13 protein-coding genes are annotated in these 15,339 nt (G+C 73.9%); 4 read left to right on the forward strand and 9 right to left on the reverse strand.

What is annotated here, in order from left to right:
* Positions 1-360 precede the first annotated feature (360 nt).
* The gene (locus MOPEL_RS06070) at positions 361-1,443 is read left to right on the forward strand and encodes a CPBP family intramembrane glutamic endopeptidase (RefSeq protein ID WP_009481984.1); all 1,083 of its coding nucleotides are present in this window, start codon (positions 361-363) and stop codon (positions 1,441-1,443) included.
* Between the two features lie 99 nt (positions 1,444-1,542).
* On the opposite strand, the gene MOPEL_RS15800 is transcribed toward MOPEL_RS06070, so the two are convergent.
* On the reverse strand, positions 1,543-2,943 hold the full coding sequence (locus MOPEL_RS15800; protein WP_009481985.1) for a DNA polymerase III subunit epsilon: 1,401 nt from the start codon (positions 2,941-2,943) through the stop codon (positions 1,543-1,545).
* Positions 2,944-3,109: 166 nt separating this feature from the next.
* Between MOPEL_RS15800 and ddaH the strand changes: the two genes are divergently transcribed.
* Complete coding sequence (gene ddaH, locus MOPEL_RS06080; protein WP_040633186.1) at positions 3,110-3,880, forward strand: dimethylargininase; 771 nt, start codon at positions 3,110-3,112, stop codon at positions 3,878-3,880.
* Positions 3,881-3,928: 48 nt separating this feature from the next.
* Positions 3,929-5,419 (forward strand): glycosyltransferase, encoded by a 1,491-nt coding sequence (locus MOPEL_RS15805; protein ID WP_141631213.1) that lies wholly within the window; start codon positions 3,929-3,931, stop codon positions 5,417-5,419.
* Between the two features lie 859 nt (positions 5,420-6,278).
* Here MOPEL_RS15805 and MOPEL_RS06090 read toward each other — a convergent pair.
* Positions 6,279-7,061, reverse strand: coding sequence for an ABC transporter permease (locus MOPEL_RS06090; RefSeq protein WP_009481988.1), 783 nt, complete (start codon positions 7,059-7,061; stop codon positions 6,279-6,281).
* Positions 7,058-7,990, reverse strand: coding sequence for an ABC transporter ATP-binding protein (locus MOPEL_RS06095; RefSeq protein ID WP_009481989.1), 933 nt, complete (start codon positions 7,988-7,990; stop codon positions 7,058-7,060). Before MOPEL_RS06095 ends, MOPEL_RS06090 begins: the two co-directional genes overlap by 4 nt.
* 212 nt (positions 7,991-8,202) lie before the next feature.
* Between MOPEL_RS06095 and MOPEL_RS06100 the strand changes: the two genes are divergently transcribed.
* Positions 8,203-9,447, forward strand: a complete 1,245-nt coding sequence (locus MOPEL_RS06100) for a glycosyltransferase (RefSeq protein WP_169316286.1) — start codon at positions 8,203-8,205, stop codon at positions 9,445-9,447.
* A 301-nt stretch (positions 9,448-9,748) separates the two neighbouring features.
* Here the strand turns inward: MOPEL_RS06100 and MOPEL_RS06105 are convergent, their stop codons facing one another.
* From MOPEL_RS06105 to citC, 6 genes are all read right to left on the reverse strand, one after another.
* The gene (locus MOPEL_RS06105) at positions 9,749-10,675 is read right to left on the reverse strand and encodes a triphosphoribosyl-dephospho-CoA synthase (RefSeq protein ID WP_051992230.1); all 927 of its coding nucleotides are present in this window, start codon (positions 10,673-10,675) and stop codon (positions 9,749-9,751) included.
* Positions 10,672-11,178: a citrate lyase holo-[acyl-carrier protein] synthase gene (citX, locus tag MOPEL_RS15810; RefSeq protein ID WP_169316287.1), complete on the reverse strand. Its 507-nt coding sequence runs from the start codon at positions 11,176-11,178 to the stop codon at positions 10,672-10,674. Before citX ends, MOPEL_RS06105 begins: the two co-directional genes overlap by 4 nt.
* Before the next feature lie 119 nt (positions 11,179-11,297).
* Positions 11,298-12,893 carry a citrate lyase subunit alpha gene (gene citF / locus MOPEL_RS06115; protein WP_009481993.1) on the reverse strand — a complete coding sequence of 532 codons (1,596 nt, stop codon included), beginning with the start codon at positions 12,891-12,893 and terminating at the stop codon, positions 11,298-11,300.
* Positions 12,890-13,867: an aldolase/citrate lyase family protein gene (locus MOPEL_RS06120; protein WP_009481994.1), complete on the reverse strand. Its 978-nt coding sequence runs from the start codon at positions 13,865-13,867 to the stop codon at positions 12,890-12,892. Before MOPEL_RS06120 ends, citF begins: the two co-directional genes overlap by 4 nt.
* On the reverse strand, positions 13,864-14,148 hold the full coding sequence (gene citD / locus MOPEL_RS06125) for a citrate lyase acyl carrier protein (protein WP_009481995.1): 285 nt from the start codon (positions 14,146-14,148) through the stop codon (positions 13,864-13,866). The genes MOPEL_RS06120 and citD overlap by 4 nt, the downstream gene beginning before the upstream one ends.
* Positions 14,148-15,218, reverse strand: a complete 1,071-nt coding sequence (gene citC, locus MOPEL_RS06130; RefSeq protein WP_009481996.1) for a [citrate (pro-3S)-lyase] ligase — start codon at positions 15,216-15,218, stop codon at positions 14,148-14,150. Before citC ends, citD begins: the two co-directional genes overlap by 1 nt.
* Between the last annotated feature and the right edge of the window lie 121 nt (positions 15,219-15,339).

A 15,339-nucleotide genomic window follows, 5' to 3' on the forward strand; every position in this document is an offset into this window, starting at 1 on the left:
CGGCGCACCGTCCCCCGGCCCGTGCAGGACGTCGACCGGGTCCTCGGGCCCGCCCCTGTGCCGTCCACACCCCGCGTGGTCGGGGTGGCCGGGTCTCACACGGACATCGCGGACGCCGATGGCGAGGAAGTGGGCCGAGGCGGACGCGACCACCACGCGCGGCCCGTAGCGGCCGCCCGTTGCCGCCTCTTCACGAGAGCCGCCCACGGCGCCGCTCTCGAGGACGAGACGCATCCACGCTGCCCAGCGCTGCCGTGCCGGGTGGATCTGACACATGTCACGGGCCTGGCGTGTGTTCCGCACCACGACGGGTGAGCAGGGGCACCGGCCGTCCTCCGGATCGTCGGGGAGGCTGGGGCCATGACCACGAGCGACCACTCCACCGAAGATCCGATCGGCGCGACCTCCTCTGCGACGGCGGAGACGCCGCCGGCAGCCGCGACGGCTGCGACGAGCGGCACGCCGGTACCGACCGGCACGCACGAACCGAGTGAAACGGCGGCGGTGCTCGACCCGACGCTCGCGCCGCCCGTCCTCCCGACGGAGCCGCGGCCGGGGAGCGAGTACCCCCACACGCTCCGTACTCCCGCCGCGCGGTGGTGGCGGCCGCTCGTGGGCATCCTCGTCGCGGTCCTCCTCTTCGTGGCCGCATCCATCGCGTGCTTCGTCGCGGCCCTCGCCGCCGATGTGGCCGTGTTCGGGCGCACGGTCGACCCGTCGTCCATGCGGCTCACGCCGGCGCTGTTCGTGGGGACGCTCGTGCCGCTCATCCTCCTCGTGCCGATCACGTGGGGCATCACCCGGTGGTTCCACGGGCAGCGGTTCGGATGGACGGGCAGCGTCGAGAGCCGGTTCCGTCTCGGGCGGCTCGGGGCGGCGATCCCCGTGATGCTCGTCCTGCTGCTCGCCTACTTCACGGTGTTCACGCTCGCCTTCCCGACGGGGACCCCCGGCCGTGGGGAGCACTGGCTCGCGTTCCTCGTCATCGGCGTGCTCCTCCTGCCGGCGCAGGCGGCGGCCGAGGAGATCTTCTTTCGTGGCTACCTCATGCGTGCCGTCGCCTCGTGGTTCGCGCGCCCGCAGCTCGCGTTCGTCGTGGGCACGCTCGTGAGCGCCGTCCTCTTCGCCGCCGCGCACGGCGCCGCCGACCCGTGGCTCAACCTCTACTACCTGTGCTTCGGGATCACCCTGTCGCTCCTCACGCGGCTCACCGGTGGCCTCGAAGCGGCGATGCTCGTCCACGTGGCGAACAACGTGGCCTCGGCCGTCGTCGGCAGTCTCCTCACCGACATGAGCACCGCCTTCGACCGCAGTGCCGGCGTCGGCGGCCCGTTCATGCTCGTCCAGATCGTCGCCATCGCTCTCGTCGCCGCCGCACTCGTGTGGTGGACCCGCCGCCGCGACTTCGCCACCCGCGTGCCGGAGGTGCACGGCGTGGCGTGACCGACCGGCCTCTCCATGCCGCGCACGACGTGGCGTGGAGAGGACGTTGCGTGGAGAGGACGTGGCGTGGAGAGGCCTCGCTGCGCCGGGGGCGAGGTCTCAGATCGGGCTGATCGCCCGCACGGGCCCGCGTTCGCGGCGGGGGCACGCGGAGGTGTAGTGGCCGATCTCGAGGCAGTGGCCGCACCGCGGCAGGTGAGGCATCGGCGCCGGCGGCAGCGGCTTGCGGACCGGCCGGGAGAACGACCCCGAGCCGGGCTCCGGCGCGGGCGGCGGCTCCGGCGGGACGAGATCGTCGAAGTACCCGGGGATCCCCACCGACGCCGCCGTCGTCCGCAACCGGCTCACTCCGCGCGCGCCGATCCGCTCGTGCTCGAACGCCGCCCGCCGCAGCAACTCGAGGAGCCGCTCCTGGATCTGTCGCAGCTCCGCCGCGCCGTACCCCGCCGCGACCATGAGCCTCGTGAGCCCCCGCACCTCCTCGGGTACGAGACGACCCTGCAGGAGGAGCGGGACGAGCACGTCGACGAACCGCGCCACCCGCACGTCGTTGAGCTCCCGCGCGAGGCCGGACGTCCGCGCGAAGAGATCCGCGAGCCACGGGTCGGGCGCGTCGCCACCGGGGGCCGGCACCCGCCCCGCGGGCAGGACGATCCGACGCGGGTCCCCGGCCGCCTCGCAGGGGTACGTGAGGCGCTCGCCGTGCGCGCGGAGGATCGCCGGGAGCACGGCCGCGACCGCGTACGCGTCGTCGACGGCGCTGCGCCCGACGACGACGGCGGACCCCACCGCGCGGGCGAGCGTGGAGAGGCGGTGGTTGCGGGTCGGGAACGTCGTGAGGCCGAGCTGCCGCGTGCACAGGGCGGGGATGCTCGGCGCGAGGACGCCCGCCTCCATGAGGTGGGCGTCGAGGAACGCCTCGAGGAACTCGACGTCGTGGGCGACGACGACCCTCCCCTCGAGGAGCGCGAGCAGGTGGGGCGCCGCGCGGGCGAAGGAGGGTGCCTCGTGGATCCGGTCCGTCATGCCGACGAGGTGCGGCGGGATCGGCGCGACGCCGGGGGAGAGGTAGCCGTCGTGTCGGCCCTCGACGGTGCCGCGGGCGTCGACGTGGAGGACGGCGATCGCGACGAGTCGGTCGCGCACCGGCGTGAATCCCGTCGTCCGGTAGCCGAGGACGGCGTACCCGCCGGTGTGCCGGGTCCCGCCGAAGGCGCCGTCGGCACCTACGCCGCCGAGGCCGAACAGGCGCGTACGGCCGCGACGTGGAGCGGGCCACGGCGGTGCGCCGGGCGTGGTGGGTGACGCCGCGTCTCGCGTGGGGGTCTCGCCGGGGCGTGGACGCAGGGCCGGCCCCGGCCGGGTGGGCGGCGGGGGCACGGGGACCGGCAACGGGTCGAGCGGCGTCGCCTCCGCCTCGTCATCGGACTCGGCCGCGAACAGGCGGAAGAGCACGAGGAGGACGACGGCGAGCACGACGACGCTCACGAGCTGCGTCATCCCACCTCCACCCCTCGCACCGTCACGTCTCGCACCGGTGTTCCCTGCCCCCATCGGGCCCGCACGGGACGACCTGAGCCGTCACCTCGTCGACCGGTGCCGTGGAGCGGGACCCAGGCCGTCATCCGGCCCGCCGATGGCGGGGATCGGTGGCACGCTGGGGGGTATGAACCGTCGTCTCGCGCTCGTGCGTCGTCCCGGGGACCGTCTCGCCGAAGGACTCGTCACGCACATCGACCGTTCCCCCGTCGACCTCGACCTCGCGATGCGGCAGTGGGAGGGGTACGTCGAGGCGTTCCGCCAGGAGGGATGGACCGTCGTCGAGGTCCCACCCGCCGACGACCACCCCGATTCCGTCTTCGTCGAGGACCCCGTGTTCGTCTACGGCGACCTCGCCGTCCTCACCCGCTCCGGCGCCCCGGAGCGTCGCGGGGAGACCGACGGCCTCGACGACGTCCTCACCGCCCACGGCTACCGTGTCGCCCGCATCACCGAGCCCGCCACGCTCGACGGCGGTGACGTCCTCAAGTTCGACGGCACCGTGTGGGTCGGGCAGGGCGGCCGCACGAACATCGAGGGCCTCGAGCAGCTCCGCGAGCTCCTCGCGCCGTTCGACGTCGACGTCGTCGGGGTGCCCCTCGAGTCGGTGCTCCACCTCAAGTCGGCCGTCACCGCACTGCCCGACGGCACGATCATCGGATACCCGCCCCTCGTCGACGCGCCGATCACATGGGGCGAGGAGTTCCTGCCCGTCCCCGAGGAGTCCGGCTCCCACGTCGTCCTCCTCGGCGAGGACAGCGTGCTCATGGCGGCCTCCGCCCCCGAGACCGCCGAGGTGTTCCGCGAGCGGGGTCTGCGCGTCGTCACCGTGGACATCTCCGAGTTCGAGAAACTCGAGGGTTGCGTCACCTGCCTGTCCGTGCGGCTGCGGGGCTGAGTGGCGGTCGTCCTCCTCGGGCTCGGATCGCGGGGCGATCTCACACCGATGCTCGCGCTCGCGCACGCCTGCCGGGCGCGCGGGGAAACCGTCCGCGTCGTCGCGCTGCGCGAGTACGGCGACCTCGTCGCGGGCAGCGGCGCCGAGCACATCCCCGTCGAGGCCGACGTCGCCGATGCCCTGTGGCACCCCGACCCGTGGGTGCGTCGCGTGCTGCTCGCGCAGCCGGGGCTCATGTACGCGCAGATGACGGCGCGCCTCCGCCGGGCCGCGCCCCTCGTCGTCGACGCCCTCGACCGGGCGAGCCGACCGGGCGACACCGTCGTCGCGGGACTCGCCACCGCCGGGATCGCGACGGCACTCCACGACCGACGCGCCGTGCTCGCCCTCTTCGCGCCCGTCCTGCCGAGCCGGGAGCCGTCGGCGACGGTGATGACCCCCGGGCTGCGGGGGTGGCCGACGACGTTCACCTCGACGTGGGGTTGGATGCTCTCGACCGAGATGTCCGGTCGGGCGGGGCGGCTCGTGCGCGCGCGGTCCGAGGGTGTGGCGTCCGCCGAGAGAACGCATGGGGGCGTTTCGACGACCGCGACGGAGAGGTGGTCGCCCCGAGCGGCCACGGGCTCGACCGCCACGGACACGTCGGCCCGAGCGGCAGGAGCGAGGGGACTCCGACTCGTGTCCGCGCCGGGGGCGCGGTCGCTGAGGGCGGTGACGACCCGCGGGTACGCGGCCGTGGCCGGATGGGGGCACGCCCTCCTGGGGGTGCCGGGGGCTGCCGTCGTCGCAGGGCGACTCCCCATCCTTCTCGCGGCCGATCCCGCGCTCGTCCCGCCCGCCCCGGACCGGCCGGTCGGAGTACGACAGACCGGTTTCTGGACCCTCCCCTCCGACGACGTCCCCGCTCCGCGCGGAGGGGGCGCCGCGGCGGCCGCGCCGGGGCGCCCCGGCGGGAGTCGGGTGCACGAGGGCGGCCCTGCGACCACAGCGCGCCTCGAGGAGTTCCTCGCCGCGGGTCCGCCCCCGGTGTACGTGGGTTTCGGCTCGTGCCCGGCCGCGGACCCGGCCGCCGACCAGCGCATGTTCGTCGCGGCGGCACGCCGGGCGGGGGTCCGGGTCGTCCTCCAACCACCTCCCGGCGCAGCGCCGGAGGCGGGGGACGACGTACTCGTCCTCGGGGAGTACCCCCACGAGCGGCTGCTCCCGCGGATGGCCGCCGTCGTCCACCACGGTGGGGCCGGGACGACGGCCGCGGCCGTCCGCGCGGGGGTACCGAGCGCGGTCGTGCCGCACCTCGGCGACCAGGGGTACTGGGGTCGGCGGATCGCCGACCTCGGCGCCGGGCTCCGCCCGGTGCCGCGGGCCCGTCTCACGACGGAGCGCCTCGCCCGGCTGCTCGCCGAGGTGACCGGCCCCGACGCCCCGGCCATGCGTCGCGCGGCGCAGGACCTCGCCGCCCGTCTCCGCACCGACGGCGCAGAACGCGCCGCCGATCTGCTCCTCGGCGACCCGTCCAACGTCCGCTGCAGCGAGCCGTAGACCGCCCCGCCCGTGTGTGTCCGGGGTGGCGGGTGGCGGACCTCGTCGATCATCACGGACCACGACCACATGTCACCTCTGCCCACGACCGTGGGCTTCTCAGCTGCTCCTTCGTGGTGGGGTTCGGAGTTGTGGTCGTCGTTCGGGGCGCCGACGGGCGGATCGGGGCGCCAGTTCTCGTCCGTCAAATCGCGAGGATGCGTATCCGTGTTCGGATCCGCGTCGGATCCGCTGCGTCCCCATGGCGCAGAAGCGGCGTGCACGACAGGGGGCCGGTCGGGCGGTTCGTGAGACGCGTTCCACCGTCTCGCTCCTGGGCCCCGGCTCATTCCTCGCCGGTCCCGTCTCGGCCGCCGCCGTGGGCACGGCATGCGATCGTCGTGAATGACGACCAGAACTGGCACGGGGCCGGGTCGGCAGACGCTTCACCTGGGCTTGCGTGGCAGGGGTCGGAGTTGTGGTCGTCGTTCGGGGCGGTGGGGCGGCTCTGCCCGTTGGAGGGCGGTGACGTGTCGTCGCTGTGGGCCGGTAGCGGTGCATCGGCGGGTGCGGCACGCGATCGTCGTGAATGACAACCAGAACTGGTGCCCGGTCGGGTCGGCAGGCGTTTCACGTGGTCTTTCGTGGTGGGGGTCGGGGTTGTGGTTGTCGTTCGGGGCAGTCGGTGGCGCAGCGACGTGGGCGGCGTCAGGGGCAGGTCTGCCTCGTCCCGCGATCATCGACGGGGCCGGTTCGGTCCGCGCACCATCAGCGGGGCGAGGAACACGACCCTCGGGACGGGGCCTCCGGCATGGGTCGGCGGCATCGCTCTTCGCCGGTGTCGAGGGCCAGGCCGGGCGGGGTGCCCTCGGGGCGGGCGTCAGCGGAAGCGACGGCCCTCGTCGCGGCGGTTGGCCCACACGGCGAGGGCGAGGAGGGCGGCCGTCCACCCGAGCAGCACCGGCAGGGACGACGGCGGGATCGGCGCATCGAGGAGCGTGCCCACGGCGAGGTCGCGGGCCGCCCGCACCGGGGTCGCGAGGGACACGGCGTCCGCCCAGTGCGGGAACGTCTCCGGCGGGAACATGAGCCCGCCGACGAAGGCGAGGGGGAACGTGACGATCTGCGCGAGGGCGAGGGCCGAGCGCGGCGTCGTCGTGTAGGCGATCGCGACCGCCATCGCGAGGAACGGCAGCCCCGAGGCGAGGACGATCGCCGCGGCCGCCGGCGCCCGCCACCACGCGAGGGCACCGGCGGTGAACGCCTCCGGCGCGGCCGTCGCGAGCGCGGCGACGAGGAGCAGGGGGACGAGGCTCGCCGCGACGGCGACGAGTCCGACGACGAACCGGGCCGCCGTCGTCGCGACGGCGCCCGCGGGGAGGGTGCGCAGGTACGTCGTCCACGGGTCGGCCCGGTCCTGGGCGGCGGAGATGCCGTAGCCGAACACGAGGGCGCTGAGCACGCCGAAGAGGGAGAGCTGCGTCGTCGCGACGAGCGACTGCACGGGGTCGGTGACGATGCCGCGTTGGGGGAGGACGAAGAACGCGAACGCGAGCGTCGGGTACATCGTGTTCGTCACGAGCGCGAGGGGGCTGCGGGCGATCTCGAGGCCCTGGGCGCGGGCGTGGGCGAGGACGAGTCGCCAGGCGGCGGGGCGGGTCATCGGGGGTCTCCGGTGAGGTGGCGGACGGCGTCCTCGAGAGCGGCGGGTCGGACGTCGAGGTCGGCGAACGGGATGCCCCGAGAGGCGAGTTCGCGCACGGTGGCGTCGCCGTCGCGGGTGCGGATCTCCCACGACCGGGCCGTGCCCCTGGCGCCGGGGCCGTCGGCTGCGACGACCTCGACAACCCCGGGGAGGTCGTGCAGGAGGGCCTCGGAGGCATCGCTGCGCAACCGGACCCGGGCGATCCGGGCGAGGCCGCGGATCTCGCCGATGGGTCCGTCGGCGACGAGGCGCCCCTCCACGAGGACGGCGAGGCGCTCGGTGAGGGTCTCGATGTCGGGGAGGTAGTGGCTCGTGACGAGGAGGGTGCCGCCGCGCGCGTGGTAGCCGGCGAGCTCGCGCCAGAGGACGTCGCGGGCGTCGAGGTCGAGTCCGGTGGTCGGCTCGTCGAGGACGACGAGGCGAGGGCGACCGACGAGGGCGAGCGCGACGAGGAGCCGCCGCTGCTGGCCGCCGGAGAGCCCACCGCACTGGGCATCGGCGACGCGGGTGAGGCCGAACCGGTCGAGGAGGTCGGGGGTCGGCACGGGGTCGGGGTAGTGCCCGGCGACGAGGGCGACGACCTCCCGCACCCGTAGGGCCTGCGGGAGCGACGTCGCCTGCGGGGTGACGCCGAGCGCGGCGCGGGTCGACGGGTCGCGGGGCGAGCCGCCGAAGAGGCGCACGGTGCCGGTGTCGGGGCGTCGGAGGCCGGTGACGAGGGAGAGGAGCGTCGTCTTACCGGCGCCGTTGGGGCCGAGGAGGCCGAGGGACTCCCCGGCGCGGACGCGCAGGTGGACGCCGTCGAGGGCGACGTGGGTGCCGAACGTCCGACGGACGTCGGCGAGGTCGAGGACGGCGTCCCGGTCGTCGGGGGAGGGGGCGGTCATGGGTCTCCCGGTCGTGGGTCCGGCGGGTCGGCCGGGCGTGTGCGGGGTGGTCGGGCGACGGGCGGGGTCGTGGGGCGGGCGCCGCCGGGGCCGAAGGGGGCGGCGGCTCGTCGGGCTCCGCCAGGTTACGGGGGCGCCACCGGATAGCGTGACGCGCGAGGCGTGATCGACGGACGGGGGCGGGCATGGACGGGCGGGTCACCGTGCTCGTGGTGAGCGTCGAGATCCCTGCGCACACGGTCAACGCGACCCCGTTCGTCGCGAGGCTCGTCGAGGCGGGGCATCGGGTGCTCTGGTACTGCGACCCGGCGTTCCACGCGCATGCGCGGCGGCACGGCGCCGAGCCCCTGTCCCCGAGTCGCGCGGCGCCGACGGCGGTGCGCTTCGACGGGTTGCGCGACATCCGTGCCGCGTTCGCGCGGGCGTTCGTCGGGGAGGCCGCCCGGCGGTGCGGCGACCTGCGTGGGGTGATCGAGGCGGAGGGGGTCGACGTCGTCCTCACCGATGCGCTCGCGTTCGGTGCGGGCATGTCGGCCGAGTCGTGCGGGGTTGCGTGGGCGAGCTTCGGCGACGGCCCGCTCCACTACGCGGAGCGCGACACGCCGCCGTTCGGTACGGGGTTGCCGTACGTCACGGGGTGGCCGTGGGATCTGCGGAACGTCGTCGTCTCGGCGGTGACACGACTCGTGTTCGCGGGCTCGGCCCGGCGGCTCGCGCGGGCGCGTCGTGCGTGTGGGCTGTCGCCGCTGCGCGGTTCGGTGCTCACCGCGAATCTGTCACCGATGCTCCACCTGCATGGTGCGACACCGGGATTCGAGTACCCGCGCCGCCGGTTGCCGGCGCAGGTGCGGTGGGTGGGTGCGTTGCGCCCCGTGGGTGCCCCGTGGCAACCCCCGCCGTGGTGGACGGAGCGCGCCGACCGGCCGGTCGTGCTCGTGAGCCAGGGCACGATTCGCGACGACCCCACCGAACTCCTCGTGCCGACGCTGCGGGGTCTCGCCGACCTCGACGTCACGGTGCTCGCGACGACCGGGTCGGCCGGCGTCGAGGCCGTCCGCGACGCCTGTGGGGGGACGATGCCGGAGAACGCGATCGTCGTCCCGTTCGCGCCCTACGATGCGGTGCTCCCCGACGTCGACGTCTTCGTCACGAACGGCGGGTGGACGGGTGTGACCCTCGCCCTCGCGCACGGTGTGCCCCTCGTCCACGCCGGCGTCACCGAGGAGAAGGCCGACATCGGCGCGCGCGTCATGTACTCGGGCACGGGTGTCGTGCTGCGCACCTCTCGCCCCACGGCGACGCAGGTGCATCGGGCCGTCACGGCGGTGCTCGGCGACTCGCCGTACCGCGCGGCGGCGGCCCGTCTCGCCGAGGAGATGGCGGGGCACGACGCCGGACGCGAGGGGGCCGACCTCCTCGTCCGCCTCGTACGGGAGGGCTCGGTGCCGCCCCACTGACGGGCCGGCGTCGTCGACCGCGCCTGGTCGGCCGATGCCGCGGGGCGGTCCGGATGACGGGCCCGGCCCTCGGGGGGTCGCCTCGGGACGAGTCGCCGTGGAGGGCTCCGGATACGCGGCCCTCGTCCGTCGACCCCGCGAGCGTGGGACGGATGGCCTCGTCCGGTGTCGTGTGCAGCGGCACGATCTGCCGCGCGAACCGGCACCAGGTGTCACGACGTCACGGCGCGGATCTCGCCGCCCCGGAGGACGAGCCCGTCGGTGCGGACCGACGACGCGTGGGAGGTCGGCCCGCACCGGGTCAGGCGGGAGCTTGCGGCAGCGCGGAGAGCCAGATCGTCACGGCGAGGAGATCGGCCGTGCCGCCGGGGGAGAGTCGGGCGTGGATGAGCTCGTCGTCGAACATCTCGACGAGACGCACGTAGTCGGGGTCGAGGGCGCCGCCACGGGCGAGGATCCGCTCGGCACGGCCGGCGACCCACCCCATCGCGTCGACGCCGCCGCGATGCGCGAGGTTCGTGTCGGCGTTGACGGCAAGCATCGCGAGGAGCGCGTGGAGCAGCGCCCGGTCGCGCATCATCGGCCCGAGGGCCAGGTGGGGTTGGACGGCGAGGATCTCCATCGCCTCGCGGTAGGCGACGAGTCCGACCTCTCGTGCGGTCGCGTACCCGGAGGCGGCCTGGCCGCGCGCGCCGGTGAGCCCGTGGTCGCGGAAGAGGCGTTCGCCCGCGGTGGCCGGGGCGCGGTCGCTCGCGATGAGGTCGTCGACGAGGACGGCGGTGGCGACCTCGGCGACGTCGTCGCAGACGCCCACGTCGATGCGCCGCCCCTCGGCGATGCGGCGGCCGGCACAGCCGAGGAGCAGCCCGAACGCGAACACGGCGCCCTTGTGCGTGTTGATCCCGTCGGTCGCGTCGAACATCACCTGCTCGACGGTGCGTCCCACGGAACGGAGGTCGGCGAGGAACGCCTCGTCGTCACCGGACTCGCCGGGCGTCCGTGCGTACCGGGTCCCCACGAGGCCGAACTCGACCCACCAGGGGGCGAGGGCGTCGGCGCTCACCGTGAGGGTGTGGAGGTCCATGTCGGAGTGGGCGCCGTTGTTGCGGTGGTCGACGAGGCCGGGCTTGGGGGTGAGGCGTGCCTCGACCCGCAGCGCCGAGTCGACGAGACGGGCGAGCCTGTCGAGGTCGGCGTGGACGGAGGCCGGCACGGCGCACCCGGTCATGCCAGCACCTCGGCGATGGCCGAGGCGAGGGTCGGCAGGTCGTGGGCCCGGGACCGGGCACACGGGGCGGCGGGCCCGTCGCAGACGAGGCACCGGCGCGGTGGGGCGCCGATCTCGGCACGGGAGACGGGCACGCCGTCGATGACGACGTCGAGGTCGAAGAGGCGACCCCACGGGTGGGTGTCCTCGACCTCGACGAGGCGCCTCTTGACGGCGTGGGGCGGCCCGGCGAGGACGAGGTAGCCCTGCGGTCCGGCGATGGTCTCGTGGGTCTCGACGTGCCGGGCGTTCTCGGCGCCGACCGCGTCGATCGTGCACCGCACGGCGGCGTCGAACACCTCCACGGCCCACGCCGGGTTCTTGTCGGGTCCGGGCACGACGAGCGTGAGGCTCGCGAGCGCGGCCGGTGTCGTCGCCGATCCCGCGGATTCCGCTGCGTCGATAACGAACTCACGCGCAAGCTCGCGCTGTCGCTCGACCCGGGCGTCCCGGGCGGCGAGCACGGGGGTCACGTCGGCGGGGCCGTGCGTCGGCACCGCCGCCGGGGACGCCCCGACCTGCGCAGCCGGTCTCGACGGCATCTGTGCCGGCGGAGGATTCGACGGTTCGACCGCGGTGTCGATCATCGTCGGCCCCCGGCGACCTGGCGGACGACGTCGATGACGCTGCCGTCGCGGTAGCGGATGAGACCGACGATGCGGTCGTCGAACTCGATGGGGGCGGGGGTGCCCGCGATCGACGTGGCGCGGGCGTGGAGCTCCTCGATCGTCGTGACGGGCAGCCCGGCCGCGACGAGCCGGTCGCGCACTTCGGGGCGGGAGGGGTGGACGGCGATGCCGTGGTCGGTGACGAGGACGCCGACGTTCTCGCCGGGGGTGACGAGGGTCGTCACGCGGGACACGACGGTGGGGATGCGGCCGCGGATGAGGGGCCCGACGATGATCGACAGGTTGGCCCCGGCGGCGGTGTCGCAGTGCCCGCCGGAGGCGCCCATCATCACGCCGTCGGAGCCGGTGACGACGTTGACGTTGAAGTTCAGGTCGATCTCGAGCGCGGAGAGGATGACGAGGTCGAGGTCGTCGACGGCGGCGCCCTTGCCGAGGGGGCTCGCGTACTCGTCGGCGGAGATCTCGCGGTGGCCGGGGTTGTCGGCGAGAGAGCGTCCGGCGACGGTGTCGAAGCTCTGGACGTCGAGGATCTTGTCGATGAGCCCCTTCTCGTGGAGGTCGACGATGCCGGCGGTGATGCCACCGAGGGCGAACCCGGCGGTGACGCCGTGGCGACGCAGACGCGACTCGAGGAACCGGGTGGCGGCGGTGGCGCTCGCACCGGAGCCGGTCTGCATCGAGAACCCGTCGGTGAAGTAGCCGGAGTGCTCGATGACGTCGGCGGCGTGGCGGGCGATGAGGAGTTCGCGGGGGTTGCTCGTGATGCGGGCGGCGCCGACGCTGATCTTCGCGGGGTCGCCGACGGTGTCGACCCGGACGATCATGTCGACCTGGTTCTGCGTGATGCTCGCCGGCATGTGCGGGTAGGGCACGATCTCCTCGGTGAGGAGGACGACGCAGCCGGCGTGCTCGGCGTCGACCTCGGCGTAGCCGAGGGAGCCGCAGCGGGAGCGGCCGGTGACGCCGTTGGCGTTGCCCATCGCGTCGCAGGCGGGGACGCCGAGGAACGCGACGTCGACCTTCAGCTCACCGGACTGGATGAGTGCGACGCGGCCGCCGTGGCTGTGGATGTTGATGGGCTCGTCCATGAGCCCGGAGGAGATCTCCTTGGCGAGTCCGCCCCGCATGCCGGAGGTGTAGATGCGGGCGATGACGCCGCTTCGGATGTGGTCGACGAGGCGCGCGTGGCAGGAGTTGAGGGAGCTGCCCGCGAGCGTGAGGTCCTCGAAGCCCATGCGGGCGAGGGTGTCGACGACGAGGAGCAGGCAGGCGTCCCCCTCGCGGAAGTGGTGGTGGAACGAGATCGTGCCGCCGTTCTGCAGCCCGGAGTTCGCGATGGCGGCCTCGAGGGAGTCGACGAGCTTGCGGGTGCGCTTGGTGGCGGCGTCGGTGAGGTGCGGGGTGGCGGTGGCCCAGCCGTCGTAGAGACGGTGCCCGCCGAGGGCGGCGCGGTCGGCGTCGGTGAGGTCGGCGAGGCGGTTCAGGGCGCTCGCGGAGCCCGCCTGTGCGGGGGTGGACGTCGTGGCGGGGCCGGTCGGGTCGATGGTCATGACTGGGCTCCTTGCGGCTCACGCCGCACCCCGGAGGCCGCGGCGTAGCGGAGGGTGCGGCGGGCGGCCTCGATGATCGGCGCGTCGATCATCTTTCCGCCGAGGGAGACGACACCGAGGCCTTCCTCGGTGGCGCGTTCGGCGGCCTGGACGACGAGGCGGGCGTGGTCGAGTTCGGCCTGGGTGGGGGCGTAGGCGTTGTGGAGGAGGTCGATCTGGCGGGGGTTGACGAGGGACTTGCCGTCGAACCCGAGTCGGCGGATGACCTCGACCTCGGCGAGGAACCCGGCCTCGTCCTCGACGTCGGAGAAGACGACGTCGTAGGCGGCGATGCCGGCGACGCGGGCGGCGTGGAGGACGGCGCAGCGGGCGTAGAAGAGTTCGGAGCCGTCGCCGCGGGTGGTGCGCATGTCGATGACGTAGTCGAACCCGGCGAGGGCGATGGAGACGAGGCGGGGGGTCGCGGTGGCGATGGCGACGGCGTTGACGACGCCGGCGGCCGATTCGATCGCGGCCATGAGCTTCGTCGAGCCGACCTCGCGCCCGCAGGCCCGTTCGATCTCCTCGACGGCGGTCTCGAGTTCGGTGATGTCGGAGGCAGTCTCGGTCTTCGGCAGGCGGATGACGTCGGCGCCGGCGCGGACGGCGGCCTCGAGGTCGAGCCGCCCGAAGGGGGTGTCGAGGGGGTTGATGCGGACGACGGTCTCGACGCCGGCGTAGAGGCCGCTGCGGAGGGTCTGCATGACGAGGAGTCGCGCGGTGTCCTTCTCGCGGAGGGCGACGCCGTCCTCGAGGTCGAACATGATCGCGTCGGCGCCGTAGATGTAGGCGGTGGACAGCATCGCGGCGTTCGAGCCGGGGATGAAGAGCATGCTGCGGTGGGGCATCTGCTCGGGGTGCCGGTCCTCGGCGAGGGCGTCGAGGTGGGGGCGGTGCGCGTCGTCGCGGGGGGCGTCGAGGTGCGGGGTGCTCATAGCGCGCTCCAGTCGAGGTCGTCGTCGGAGGCGCGCATGACGGCGGCCTGCACGCGCGCCCGGAGGGTGCAGTCGAGGGCGCCCTTGTCCTCGACGACGACGCGTCCGTCGCGCACGTCGAGGGAGTCGAGGGTGTCGGCGACGACGGCGCGGATCTGGGCGCCGAACTGCGCCTCCACGGTCGAGACGACCGTGACCTCCAACGTGTCGTGCGGTGAGACCCGCACGACGGCGTCGCTGGATTCCAGCGTGCCGGCGAGGGAGTCGTTGACGATGCGCATCACGCACCTCCACTGGTGGGGGATGGGGCGAGGGCCCGGGCGGATGCCGGGGACGAGGTGAGGAGCTGCCACGTGGGGCGCGGAACGAGGGGGCGGAGGCCGTCGAGGTCGCCGGCGGCGAGGCGGCGGCGCACCTCGGTGGCCGAGATCGCGGCGCCACCGCGTTCGAGGCGGGGGATCTCGACGACCTCGATCGGCGGGGCGGGCAGGTCGCGGCGTTCGAGCCAGTAGTGCATGTCGGCGTTGTACTGGCGGGTGACGGTGCAGAACGGCTCGGTGCCGACGTAACGGTGCGTGACGCCGAGGGACGGGGCGATGTGCTGCCGGAAGACGAGGAGGTCGACGGCCGTGGCGACGAGGTCGACGATGCCGCGGTCCTTGATGAAGTACGTGGGGAACGTCGCCTTGCTCACGACGTACCGGGTGCCGGGGTGGACGTGGATGCGGTCGCGGAGGTCCATCTCGGAGACGCCCTCGCGCACGAGCGCGAGGCGCTGCGCGAAGGGGAAGGCCGAGGAGTCCTCACCGACGACGAACACGTGGAGGTAATCGCATTCGCTCGCCGCCCGCGTGAGGAGGTGACGGTGTCCGAGCGTGAACGGGTTGGCGTTGAGGACGACGGCGCCGACGCGCTCGCGTTCGCGCCGGTAGGAGCGCAGTTCCTCGGCGTAGGCGTGGACGCCGCGCGGGGTGTTCTCCATCATGAGCACCTGGTCGGGCACCGTGACGATCGGGTGGAACCCGCACGCGCGGAACGCCGTCTCGTTGCGCGGTGAGGTGTAGAGGAACAGGTGCGGGTGACCGCGGTCGAGGGCGAGGAACGACACCTCGAGCATGAGGCGCGGCAGGAGGTCGTGGCCCTGCATCTCCTCGGCGACGGCGACGCACTTGACGACGTCGCCGGTGAGCCCGGCGCAGCCGAGGAGTGTGCCGTAGTGGCGGGCCGTGACGACGACCTCGAGGGTGGTGTCGAGATCGAGGTCGTGCGCGGCGAGGAACCGCCGGATCTCGTCCATCTCCTCGGGGTGGGCGGCCGGGCTCACGGTGGAGAGGTCGATCTCGTGGATCACGACGACCACTCCTTCGCAGGCCCGACGCGGGTGGGCGCGTCGGCCGACCCCCTCCGCCGGCCAGGTGCGTCCCGGTGGTGTCAGCGTAGGCGTCCGTGCCCGGCGGAATCCGGGTTTTGCG

Origin of the sequence: Mobilicoccus pelagius NBRC 104925 (genome assembly GCF_000247995.1) — a bacterium.
Classification (GTDB): domain Bacteria; phylum Actinomycetota; class Actinomycetes; order Actinomycetales; family Dermatophilaceae; genus Mobilicoccus; species Mobilicoccus pelagius.